The sequence below is a fragment of the Chryseolinea sp. H1M3-3 genome, assembly GCF_029360725.1.
Lineage (GTDB): Bacteria > Bacteroidota > Bacteroidia > Cytophagales > Cyclobacteriaceae > Chryseolinea.
This window is the reverse complement of sequence record NZ_JARKMY010000010.1, coordinates 61932-73665: the sequence shown is the minus strand read 5'-3', so window position 1 is coordinate 73665 and position 11734 is coordinate 61932. Positions and strand designations below refer to the sequence as shown.

The window sequence follows — 11734 nt, the reverse complement described above, 5'->3', positions numbered from 1 at the left end:
ATGGTAGAACTATTATCAGCTGAGGGTCTAATCAGCTTACTAACATTAACATTCCTCGAAATTGTTTTAGGGATTGACAATATCGTATTCATATCAATTGTCAGTGGTCGCTTACCTGTTTCTCAGCAAAGCAAAGCCCGTAATATTGGGATAACCCTGGCGTTGATTGTGCGGATTCTTCTCCTGTTGGGTGTCAATTGGATTATAGGACTGCGTGCGCCGATATTCACAATCCAAGAATTTACTCTGAGCTATCGCGATCTGATATTGGTGATTGGTGGTCTGTTCCTTCTGGCGAAAAGTACTTCTGAAATGCACGCGAAGCTGGAAGGTAAACACGAAGACCGGGATGTGAAAGTGCTTACCTTTCGCTCTGCGATCATTCAGATCGTATTGCTGGATTTGGTATTTAGCTTAGACTCCATCTTAACTGCGGTAGGATTAGTGGAAAATCTCGCCATTATTATTATAGCAATTGTCATTTCTCTCGGAGTGATGTTAATCTTTTCGAAAAAGATCAGCAGCTTTATTAACAATCACCCAACAATGAAACTTCTGGCCATTTCGTTTTTACTGATGATCGGTATGGTCCTTGTAATGGAAGGATTACATGTACATGTGCCCAAGGGATACATTTACTTCTCGATGGCCTTTGCGCTTGGAGTTGAAATTTTAAATATGAAAATCAGGAAGAAGGCTGCCAAGAGAATTTAACGCGCGGTGTACTTTTTAAACCCTGCATAAGCTTTACAATAATTCAATACAACGGTGTAGTTTTTCATGACATCCATGCCGACAGAGGCATAATTATGCCATGACGAGTAAGTGACGCCGGCGGGTATGGCATAAATTTCAAAAGTATCAAGCATTAGCCTTTCGGCAGTCGTTTCTATACCAATTACATCACCATTGAGGCCTTTACCCAAAATCTTTTGGTGGATGCTTCGCGGAAATTTCTTGAGATCGGATGTTTTTACTAAAAGACCGAGCGATGAACCAGTATCCAACATGAGATCACATGATTGTCCGTCACCCTCAGTTAAAAATATTCGGGATTGAATTAGTGGCCTGGCGTCTTCAATGCGCAGCGGAATTTTTTCGTAATCGGACGAAAGCGTTGCAGTAGCGGCTGGTCTAAACGTGATCAGTTGCCTCATGTGATCCAGTTCAATTTCAAACTTGATAAAGATATCATAGCCAATAACACCATGGATGTCTGAATACGCAGAGAACAGATTTTTTTCCGACACGAGAACCACGGGAATTTTTTCACCGAGTACCGCATGAATGGAAACCTTGTTATTCAAAGCGAGTTTGCCGTGAATGGCATCTCCTATACCTAAGCCTGAAAATTGAATTTTCTTATCAGGTTCCGTTTTAAATAGCTTTTGAAATTTTTTTCCGAACAATACCAGGTTCCTGCAACCCGTATCGAGAATTAGATTGACTTTTATAGAATCATTAATAATGACGGGCAATACAATTAAATTTCGAATAGACTGAAATTTGAAAGTGACCTCGGAAACATTTTCAGGGAGAAAAAAACCAGCTTTGGATTCAGCACCATGGGCACAAGTATTAAGGCCTATAAAGAACAAAAAGCTAACCCGTAAAAAAGATTTCATGTAGCGCATCACTAAGAAGATGAAAAGCTACACCGCCCTTGTCATTTCTATAAGACGCGTTAAGGCTGATTTTTTCGGACGTGTAAATGACCCGTTGTACGAAGCGAAGGCAGGGTTTCACTGAAACGCGGTACTGAAGTCGGTAATTATTAGACTAAATCATCACGCACTTTGCGTGAGTGTGTGGGAAATTTTCGGCACAAAAAAAGTCCGGACATTGTCTTCCGGACTTTTCTGTTTCGCTATCGAACGTTTTGTGTTCGTTATTTTTTAGCAGCCTGGAATTTAATGGTCTGTGCAAGTTTAATAGCTTCATAGGCATTGACCATTCCACCGGTAATGCTCAGCTGATTAAAGGGAACGGTATTACTACTGCCGGGCTGGGTAACTTTCAGTCCATCAAACCGACGCGATGACTGGTTCAGAACTTCTCTTATTTGTGTTGCAGTAAGGTCCGGAAAATATGACCATACCAGTGCAGCCACGCCACTTGCAATAGGACAGGCCATACTCGTACCCTGAAGATCTTCATAGGTGTTGCCGGGCGTCGTTGAATAGATCTCAACCCCAGGGGCAAACAAGTCGACTGTTTTCTTGCCATAGTTTGAGAACGATGCTACTAAACTACTGTCTTTTCCCCACGACGAGGCACCGATCTCCATCCAGGTTTGAGCTACTTTCTTATTCTTATACTGGCGGGTAGGGAACTGTGCCGTATTGTCAAGGTTTTCTCCTTCATTGCCTGCCGCGTGCATCAATAATACACCTTTTTGCTCGGCATATTTTACTGCCTTATCCACCGCTTCCTTGTGTGGTGAATAGTCTTTTCCAAAACTCATGTTAATAATTTGAGCTCCATTATCCACTGCATAAATTATTCCGTTGGCAATATCCTTGTCGCGTTCGTCACCATTGGGTGGAACAACACGAATGGCAATTATTTCAACATTATCTGCAATCCCTTTAACTCCAATATCATTTTTTCGATTGGCACCGATAATGCCCGCTACATGAGTTCCGTGTTTTGCATCTCCACCTTTTACGTCGTTGTTCCCATAATTTTTTTCGTAAGGATCATTGGGATTATCGCCAACAATTAATCTTGAATTGTATTCTGTATTGTAACCAAATTCAACGGCAGCCTTAAAGTGATCGACGCCTTCCTGCAAGTCGTCGATGTAAACTCTCAGCTCTTCAAGAAAATCAGCGACCATAATATCACCCTCTACATTTTCCAAAACTTTCAACAAAGTTTCCTTAGCAAAAAGAACAGTGTCATTTGCTGTAGTGAGGGATGATAAGGAAGATTTGGAAACTGAATTTACACCAAGGCTGGTGCTGACAATACTGTCGCAATAGCTAAGGGTACGAAAAGCGTTAACATATAAACTGTATTGTTGAGAGAATACATCAAATTGTTCCTGGTTCGATTTTAATTCTTTTTCGTATTCGGTTTTCACCACTTTCCAAAGTTCATATTCGGCCCTGTCTTTTTTCTTAATTTTCTTCTCATCGATAGAATCATAAAGGGGTTTTAATCGTGTATACTCTCGTGTTACTTCATAGGTGTCGGCATTTACTGACCCCGACTTGCCTCCAATAAAATTCCATCCATGTATATCGTCGACATATCCGTTTTTGTCGTCGTCAATTCCATTTCCTTTCACTTCCTTATCGTTAGTCCATATAACATCCTTAAGATCTTCGTGGTCTATGTCAATACCAGAGTCGATTACAGCTACTCGAATCTTTTTTGAAGGTTTACCCTGCAATAAGGTAGCGTAAGTTTTTTCCGTACTGGTTCCCTGATATCTATCAACTTCTGGGTCTTTCAAAAACCAATCTTGCGCAACATCCGCCGTGTCTGCCAGGCTAGACGTATCCTTTTGGGCAAATGTGTCAATAACGCACACACTAGCCAAAACGACTAGCAAAACCCGCAATTTTCTCATTGTCATAATTCTATGTTTATCAATTATAAAAGCTTAAAGATAAGGTGATTAGGTTTACTAATTTCAGTTATTATGCTAACGGCTCCGGCCCAAATGTGACAAAAGTCTTGCCGACATTACTTCCGTACCCAGTTGAAGCATACTTACCAGCACAAAGCAAGGCTTTGATCTACATTTGTTAAACAACCATGATATAGAATGTTTATAGTTTTTGGCACTTTAATCTTGTTTTATGGTTTGCTTTTCTGGTATGCCGATCATCAGCATAAATGTAAAATTGATGCTCGGAATTCGTTAAGGAAACATAATAATAAGTAACAAAATTCCTAAGCTGACAAGCTTGTAGTCTCATTTTTGAGATGACTTGAATGTCACCTAAATAAACCTATGTCCACCACGGTGAGCCAAAAAGTCATTACTGTTATCCTGCTCATTACGCTATCTATATATAGTTATGCGCAGGCGCCGCGAATTGTCGTCAATCCGCAAGGTCATTCGGCCAAAATTCATAACGTTATTTTCAGTCCTGACGGTTCGCAAATTATTTCTGTTTCGGAGGATAAAACAATTCGAACCTGGAATACGGAAACCGGCGCCATGATGAAAAAATTTGAATCGCAAATTGGAGACGGTCCGGAAGGTATGTTTTATGCTTCAGCACTTTCTCCTGATGGTAAGTTGCTGGCTGTTGCTGGATACAAAGTCGAATCTGAAACGGAAAATTATATAATTCTTATTGACCTTGAAAAAGGAATCCAGGTAAGCACGGCGGTAGGTCATGCCGATGTAATCAACAGTTTGAGCTTCAATGGTTCAGGAAAATATCTTGCAAGTGGAAGCGCCGATAATACGGTGAAGATCTGGAAAGTTGATGCTGCGTCTAAGCTATCCGTTATTTCTACCATTACTGTTCCTTCCCCTGTTTCGTGTGTAGCATTTAATAAAGTTACGCAGGATCTTGCGGTGGCTCATGAGAGTAGTGATATTCTGATTTATGGATTGGCAGGAATTGACAAAGGAATAACAAAATTTACCGCGCGAACCTTGAAGAAGCACAAGGGAGCTATCGATAAAATTGTTTATACATTGGATGGTTCCTTTCTGGCCAGCAGCAGTTATGAAAATGAATTGATATTGTGGCGTGCGGATGGAACTGTCGTGAAAGAATTTGATAACCTTGAAAATCCAATCAATGCAATCGCTTTTTCTGCCGATTCAAAAATCATGGTAGGGCTCGATGTAATTGGCAAAGGAACAAGCTGGGGAATTCCAGCGGGAAATAAATTCGCTGATTTTACCGGCCATGATAACACTGTGTTTAGTGCTGCATTTGCTCCTTCTTTAAAAGGAAACTACGTTGTTGCGTCAGCGGGAGGCGTCAACAACGAGATCATTTTGTGGAATCCGATCAATGGCCTTACCGTTAGAAAAATTAAAGGGAAAGGTAATGCCATTCAAGATATTGCCTTCGGACCTGGTATGGAACTTTTAATATCCCAGGAACTTGCAAAGGATAAAAAGCCGCTCTACAAAGCTAGTTTTGATTTTGAATCTCTGACGATCAATAGAACTCCGTCTGCTCTTAAATCGGAAGGTAAGGAAATAATTAAAGGTATTTCTAGAACAGGGCCAAACACGTTAGATCTGCCAAAAGGTAAGAAAATTCAAACGGATGAAAATCAGGATGGCCGCATACTCGACTATCATGCCTTAGCTGACGGCAGCGTAATTGTCGCCAGTGATTTTTCATTGAAAATGTTTGATAGAAATGGTTTTTTGAGCAAAGAATTTGTTGGTCACTATGGGGCGGTACGGTCTATCTCCGTTAGCGCAGATGGAAAATATTTGGCCTCAGGAGGCGAAGATCAATCCATTATTTTATGGAAATTATCTGAAAGCGGGTTCGCGCCGAGTCTGAGACAAACTTTTGAAGGTGAAGAGTGGGCTTCGTTTTTTACTTCGTTACCAATTGATTCACTCACCAAAGAGCCAACAAAAAAAGCATGGATGGATGTTATTGCTTTTTTGAAAGCGTCAGGAAATAAAGTATACAAAAATATTGAGGAGGTTTTTAAAACGCTTGGTGAACAGGTAATTCCCTTTGCTTCTTTATTTATCACAGAAGACTATGAATGGATTTGCTGGACACCAAGGGGCTATTTTTCTTGCTCTTCAGATGGTGGCCAATATTTCGGATGGCATATTAACCGCGGAATTACCCAGTTGGCTGATTTTTATTCAGCGGAACAGTACTTTGAAATTTTATACCGGCCAACGGAAGTCAGCAATAGTATCAAGGAAGGAAAGCGGGTGGAGGACATCCTGCGTGAATCAGGAGAGCGTATTTTTGATTTAAGTAAATTGCATCGCCCTTCCGTTGCTTTTTTTGACATCACCGTAACTACACGCGCTACTGATTTACTGAAGTATGATAAAGGTAAATTTTTCACCCAGGCTCGGACAATACCGATCACGGTTGATATTTATGATGGCGGGGGTGGTGTTAAAGAAGTTAACATCTATCAAAATGATAAACTTATTATTAGCGATAAGGATGTAAAAACTTCCCGAGCGGGTGAAAAGCGTTCGAAAACCTATGCCGTGGAAATGTTTAACGAGACGAACGAATTTCGTGTGAAAGTCATGAACTTTCAAAAGATTGAGTCACGGTCCGATGAATTGGTGATTGAGTATACCGGAGAGGTAATTGCCACTTCTACACTACACGTCTTAGCTGTCGGGATCAATAAATACAAGAACAGTGCTTATAATCTGAACTATGCCCAGCCGGACGCATTTTCTTTTGTGGAAAAATTGAACGAAAGAAGCAAGAGCATCTTCAAGAGTGTAAACCGTTTAGAGATATATGACGAGGAAGCGACAAAGGAAAATATAACGTCAGCATTTAAAGCCATGATTTCGCGAGCGAAGCCCGAGGATGTTTTTATGTTTTACTACGCCGGCCATGGTACCTTGGATGAAGAAAATAATGAGGAATACTATTTGGTGCCCACAGATATAACGAAGTTTTATGGCGATCCTGAGCAACTCCATGCGCGGGGAATTTCAGCCACCGATATCCGAGGATTTCTCACACAGATTAAATCGCAAAAACAAATTGTGCTCATGGATGCTTGCCACTCCGGAGGTGCTTTGAAGTCATTAAGCACGCGGGGTGTCGCTACCGACGAAAAGGCAATGGTTCAATTAGCGCGTAGCTCTGGCGTTGTGATGATTGCTTCCAGTGGTACGAAGCAGTTGGCCACGGAGTTTGAAGCGCTGAAACATGGTGTCTTTACCTACGCCTTACTCGAAGCATTAGATGGAAAGGCGGATAATGGTGACAGAAAGATAACCGTCAATGAATTGAAATTTTACATGGAGGACCGTGTTCCAGAACTTACCAAGCAGTATGGCGGACAGGCGCAGTATCCCACTGGATATATAACCGGTAATGATTTCCCTATTTCCATTATTGAACGATAGTAAACCAAGCTGAAATTTTTGATGGTTTTGTCAGGTTTCGGTCGCCAGAAAGAAGCTTTTATGTCATTCTGACGCGAAATGAAGGATTATTTGCGGATGGTATGGTCGTTGAGATTCTCCAGTAAAAAAGGAGAAAACATGGAAAACAGATTAGACATACTGACTTCCGTGGATGTTTTAAACACATTGCATGGAGGGATCAGCGAGCCCCAGATTTCAGTCAGTCAACGGGAAGATGCTCGCGAAATGCGGATTAAGGTGCCAAGTATCAATCCGGATTCAATCGAAGTGGAAGTAAATAATAATACGCTTAATGTTTTCTATTTCCTGAATATTAGTTCAGCAGGAAAACACATACGGTTGCCCTATACTATATACAATCGAACGTTACCATATTTTATTGAAATAGGTAAAATTAATTCATCGATAGAAGGAGAGGCGTTGGTGATTACATTACCTTTCAATGCGCTGGCCAACGGTTATCATAGAAAGATTAAAACAAGCGGAGATTAGCACAAATAAAAAAGCCCCTGTATAAGGGGCTTTTTTATTACACTTTTACGTGACTCCAGTTTTCGCCGGTTTTGATCCGGTGAATTTGCATGTCAGAAACTTTGAATTTTTTTGCTAGCGCCTTGAGCGTAGGTTGCTTTTTCGATTTGAAGAGCGCTACCTTGATTTGTTTTACTTTATCAGTAGTTAATTTTGGTCCTTCGTCCGGATTCATTCTTACAATGACATTAGGATCTTTCAGCGCATGTTGGATTTGATCATCATGCTTAACCCATTTCAAGTTAGATGCTTTATTATTCTCCTTTTTATGGTCAACATGAATCACAAAATTGTGGCTTGATGAAGATTGCTTGCAAAAGTATTCAGCGACTAAACGGTGGATATAATAATTTTGTCTTGTCTCTTCCCGGCCGATCGTTATGCTTGGATAACCTTGCGTGAGCCGGGGCTTAAGCACATAGCCATCCTCTAATTTTGTTTTGAAACTAACAATTCGTCCTTTGTCAGAAACGGAATAACGCTTGGTGGTTGTTCCTTTCTTTAATTTCAACTCCTTCCATGTTTCACCTGGTAGAAGTTTAAGTTTGGTTGGTTTACTTGTTTTAGCCATAGGTTTAAGATGTAAAGGTTCAGATTTGTTTTTGATTTTTTGATTTTAAAGCTCCAATATTTCTGATGTACTAAGTTCTGTATCGTAGCAGTTGGATAAATAAGTGCCCATTAAGGAACAAGTCCATAAGGGAGGTTGGGCTGATGCAAATCCATCTTTCACCATAAGGTTCATTTCTAAGTACGTTTCTGCCAATAAGGGATCTGGTAAATACCTAACGCAGCTCCAGGATGTTGGCTTAACGGTTAGCGAGGAATAATTATAACAAGTTATTAGGATCCTCCTTAGAATGCAAGCATTGTGAATTCTTTCTCTCTTCACTGCCTGGGTAGAAGCGAAAAATAGGGTATGGATAGGGTGGTAAACCTAATTTTAAGCCTATAACGCTATCATATACGCATCCAAACAGCGTGTAGCCCCTATGATTGGGGATTCCGTGTCTTAAAGTGGCCCTACCGTTGTTTTTAGAATCCCTTCTTAACTACAAGCAGGTAGTAGTCTTTTTCCATAGGTAAGTACCCTTGCTCATAGCAAAAGAAGTATTGCGCGCCATCCTTAGTCCGGTAAGAACTTGTATAATGTCCAAAGTCAAATCCCTTGGACAAAAGCCGGTCGCGACTCATCTTCGCTTTGCCGTCCGGATTAAGCTCCATAAGGATGCGCCGATTTTTCCGCAGAGCATTATTGATGTTGCGGACGTAATTGGTGACATCACTGTTTAACCGGTTGTTGAAGGAATTTCTACATTGATCCGAGCAAAATCTTTTGTCGATTCGCCCGATAATTACCCTGCCGCATTCCTGGCAGCTCTTTTCTTCTTTTAATAACATACAACGGAACATTTACAAATGACAACAAACGAATATAATCGAAAGTAAGTGTTTAACATACAAATCGAATATTTTTCTACCTCCACCTTTGTTCCATCAGTTCGCAGGGCACAAAATCAAAGCCGGATCGAATTTCAAATTGTATGTTAAACTTTAAATTATACGTTATGACAAATCTAAGAAACAGTGTAAAACTAATTGGCCACCTCGGTAAAGATCCGGAAGTCCGTACGTTCGAAAGTGGAAAGAAAATGGCGACATTCACCATTGCGACCACCGATTCCTACAAAAACCAAAAAGGTGAAAAAGTGCAAGATACCCAATGGCATAACCTGGTTATTTGGGGAAAACTTGCAGATGTTGCAGGTCAATATCTGAAAAAAGGTAAAGAGGTTGCTGTAGAAGGTAAGCTCATACACCGCGCCTATGAAACTGGTACAGGGGAGAAGCGCTACATAACTGAAATTAATGTCACCGAAATGTTGATGCTCGATCGGAAATAACCAGACGTTATTTAGAAGGAAACCCCGGCCTTAAGCAGCCGGGTTTTTTTCCATTTATCTGATTTTTAAGAATTTTCTGATGCCGATAGCGTTGTAGTTTAGGTGCCGCCTAAAACAAGGATACCTTTAACCGTGTAAAGGGGGACTTTCTGGCAACATTTTTTAATTAGTTTTGTCCTGATGAGTTTTTTATATCCTTCTTTTCTATGGGCCTTGCTAGCCCTCGCTATACCAATCATTGTTCATTTATTCAATTTTCGTAAAACAACGCAGGTCTTTTTTTCAAATAACAGATTTTTAAGAGAGGTAAAAGAGGCCACCACCGCGAAAAGACGATTGAAACACTATCTGGTTTTGCTCTCCAGGTTGATGTTTTTATTTTTTCTGGTTATTACATTTTGTCAACCGATTATACCTGCTGCAGAACAACTGGGTAACGGCCGCAATATTATTTTGTACCTCGATAATTCCCAGAGCATGTCCGCGCAAACCGATGATAAGAGCCGGGGCATTGAAGTGGCAACGTCATTTGCGCGAAGTATTGTTGACTTGTTTCCACCCGATACACGATACAAATTGATAACGAACGATTTTGCGCCAACATCCAATACTTATAAAACTAAACCAGAGATTCTCGATCTGCTTACTCAAATTCGGTTGTCGCCCGTAAGCCGAACACAGAAAGAAGTGGTTGACAGGATATCTCAGTCTCGTACATCGCGAAATCAGGAGGTATTCTGGATTTCTGATTTGCAAAAATCAACTCAGGGTCCAATTGTTTTTTGGGACAGTATATCTAAGCTGCATCTGGTTCCTATTCAATTCAGCAAGCAATCCAACGTTTTTGTGGATACAGCTCATTTAGAGAACCCATTTGCCGCCGGAGGCGGAAAAAATATATTGCATATAAAGGTCCGAAATGATGGCGATAAAGATGCCGAGCGATTAAACCTGAAGCTTTCAATAAACGATATTCAGGCGGCTACTACGTCAGTTACCATTCCGGCAAAAGGTACTGCAGAAAGCAGTTTTGATCTTTCTTCAAGCCTTTCAGGACTGAATGAAGGTAAGCTGTCATTCAATGATTTTCCCATCACGTTTGATAATGATTTTTACCTGGCCCTGAACTTTACAGATAAAATTACCGTCCTCGAAATTCGTAGTTCAGACACCCGAACCGTTGTAGAAAAGGTCTTTGGAAATGAACAAATTTTTAATTTTTCCTCTTATGCAGTAAGTAATTTTAATTATAGCCTGTTACGTCAGGCCGACCTGGTGGTCTTGAATGGACTAAATAGCATAGATGTACCGTTGGGCGAGGCATTGAGGAATTATTTAGTAGGTTCCGGAACGATACTTTTCTTCCCAGGTAGTAATCCGGACGTTGCGAGTTTGAAAAATTTCCTGCAACTCCCGCTGGTTAATGTTCCTGAAAAGGTTACCCAAGAGGAACTCGATAAACCCGACTTCTCTAACCCGTTTTTTGAAAACGTTTTTGAAGAAAAATCAGTAGCCATCGCGATGCCGAGAGCCAGCAAATTGCTCGATTGGGGGAGCGATCGTTCCGCCATTTTACGTTTCAAAAACGATCAGCCCTTTTTGTCTCGTTTTGATCAGGGCGGTAAATTATATGTAGCCGCAACGGCTCTCCAGCCTGGGCAAACTGACTTTTTTAATCACGCGCTATTTGTCCCGGTCATGTATCGCATTGCATCCAGCAGCATTAGAAACGAAGCGAAATTGTACTATACGTTGAAAGAAAGTTATATTCAAATGCGCGCGGATAGTCTCCAGGGCGAAGAGCCTCTACGTTGGATAGGTGAGGAAGAAATCGTTCCCGCCCAAAGAAAGTTAAACGAACAGATAATTTTTGATCTGCCTAAATTTTCGATTACTAAGGGTTTTTATAAAATTGTGGCAAATCGTGACACAGTAGGCCTGGTAGCGTTTAACGTTGATAAAAGAGAGTCATTGTTAGATCAATACGATGGAGCGGATATGAAAGAACTTTTAGGAGATGGCGATAACATTACAATTTTTAAAGTTGGTTCTCAAGAGGCTTTCAGCAACGAAATAAAGGAGCGATATTTGGGCACTCCATTATGGAAATATGCCCTTATACTAGCATTGTTCTTTCTGTTTGTGGAGATCCTATTCATTCGTTTCTTAAAGTAAGTGAAGAAACATTGGCGTTGAAAAATACGAATCATACGTG

General features: G+C 40.7%; 9 protein-coding genes. 5 read left to right on the top strand and 4 right to left on the bottom strand.

Features of this window, described 5'->3' with window-relative positions; translation table 11 throughout:
• Positions 1-714 carry a TerC family protein gene (locus tag P2W71_RS17215; RefSeq protein ID WP_276372532.1) on the top strand — a complete coding sequence of 238 codons (714 nt, stop codon included), beginning with the start codon at positions 1-3 and terminating at the stop codon, positions 712-714.
• Here the strand turns inward: P2W71_RS17215 and P2W71_RS17210 are convergent.
• Positions 711-1625 carry an aspartyl protease family protein gene (locus P2W71_RS17210; protein WP_276372531.1) on the bottom strand — a complete coding sequence of 305 codons (915 nt, stop codon included), beginning with the start codon at positions 1623-1625 and terminating at the stop codon, positions 711-713. The two genes, P2W71_RS17215 and P2W71_RS17210, sit on opposite strands and share 4 nt — an antisense overlap.
• A 263-nt stretch (positions 1626-1888) precedes the next feature.
• Positions 1889-3583: a S8 family peptidase gene (locus tag P2W71_RS17205; protein ID WP_276372530.1), complete on the bottom strand. Its 1695-nt coding sequence runs from the start codon at positions 3581-3583 to the stop codon at positions 1889-1891.
• Between the two features lie 381 nt (positions 3584-3964).
• Between P2W71_RS17205 and P2W71_RS17200 the strand changes: the two genes are divergently transcribed.
• The gene (locus tag P2W71_RS17200; protein WP_276372529.1) at positions 3965-7063 is read left to right on the top strand and encodes a caspase family protein; all 3099 of its coding nucleotides are present in this window, start codon (positions 3965-3967) and stop codon (positions 7061-7063) included.
• 138 nt (positions 7064-7201) lie between these two features.
• Positions 7202-7576, top strand: coding sequence for an Hsp20/alpha crystallin family protein (locus tag P2W71_RS17195; protein WP_276372528.1), 375 nt, complete (start codon positions 7202-7204; stop codon positions 7574-7576).
• Positions 7577-7613: 37 nt separating this feature from the next.
• Here P2W71_RS17195 and P2W71_RS17190 read toward each other — a convergent pair whose 3' ends face one another.
• Both P2W71_RS17190 and P2W71_RS17185 read right to left on the bottom strand, forming a co-directional pair.
• Positions 7614-8186, bottom strand: a complete 573-nt coding sequence (locus P2W71_RS17190; RefSeq protein ID WP_276372527.1) for an NUMOD4 domain-containing protein — start codon at positions 8184-8186, stop codon at positions 7614-7616.
• A 464-nt stretch (positions 8187-8650) separates the two neighbouring features.
• Positions 8651-9016: a hypothetical protein gene (locus P2W71_RS17185; protein ID WP_276372526.1), complete on the bottom strand. Its 366-nt coding sequence runs from the start codon at positions 9014-9016 to the stop codon at positions 8651-8653.
• A gap of 167 nt (positions 9017-9183) precedes the next feature.
• Here P2W71_RS17185 and ssb point away from each other — a divergent pair, with 167 nt between their 5' ends.
• The gene (gene ssb, locus P2W71_RS17180) at positions 9184-9519 is read left to right on the top strand and encodes a single-stranded DNA-binding protein (protein ID WP_276372525.1); all 336 of its coding nucleotides are present in this window, start codon (positions 9184-9186) and stop codon (positions 9517-9519) included.
• A 180-nt stretch (positions 9520-9699) separates the two neighbouring features.
• The gene (locus tag P2W71_RS17175; protein WP_276372524.1) at positions 9700-11694 is read left to right on the top strand and encodes a VWA domain-containing protein; all 1995 of its coding nucleotides are present in this window, start codon (positions 9700-9702) and stop codon (positions 11692-11694) included.
• The last annotated feature ends 40 nt before the right edge of the window (positions 11695-11734 follow it).

Bases quoted from the DNA above. Each gene is read 5' to 3' on its own strand.
- P2W71_RS17195 (WP_276372528.1), top strand. From the start codon at position 7,202: ATGGAAAACAGATTAGACATACTGACTTCCGTGGATGTTTTAAACACA.
- P2W71_RS17185 (WP_276372526.1), bottom strand. From the start codon at position 9,016: ATGTTATTAAAAGAAGAAAAGAGCTGCCAGGAATGCGGCAGGGTAATT.
- P2W71_RS17200 (WP_276372529.1), top strand. From the start codon at position 3,965: ATGTCCACCACGGTGAGCCAAAAAGTCATTACTGTTATCCTGCTCATT.
- P2W71_RS17175 (WP_276372524.1), top strand. From the start codon at position 9,700: ATGAGTTTTTTATATCCTTCTTTTCTATGGGCCTTGCTAGCCCTCGCT.
- P2W71_RS17210 (WP_276372531.1), bottom strand. From the start codon at position 1,625: ATGAAATCTTTTTTACGGGTTAGCTTTTTGTTCTTTATAGGCCTTAAT.
- P2W71_RS17205 (WP_276372530.1), bottom strand. From the start codon at position 3,583: ATGACAATGAGAAAATTGCGGGTTTTGCTAGTCGTTTTGGCTAGTGTG.
- P2W71_RS17190 (WP_276372527.1), bottom strand. From the start codon at position 8,186: ATGGCTAAAACAAGTAAACCAACCAAACTTAAACTTCTACCAGGTGAA.
- ssb (WP_276372525.1), top strand. From the start codon at position 9,184: ATGACAAATCTAAGAAACAGTGTAAAACTAATTGGCCACCTCGGTAAA.
- P2W71_RS17215 (WP_276372532.1), top strand. From the start codon at position 1: ATGGTAGAACTATTATCAGCTGAGGGTCTAATCAGCTTACTAACATTA.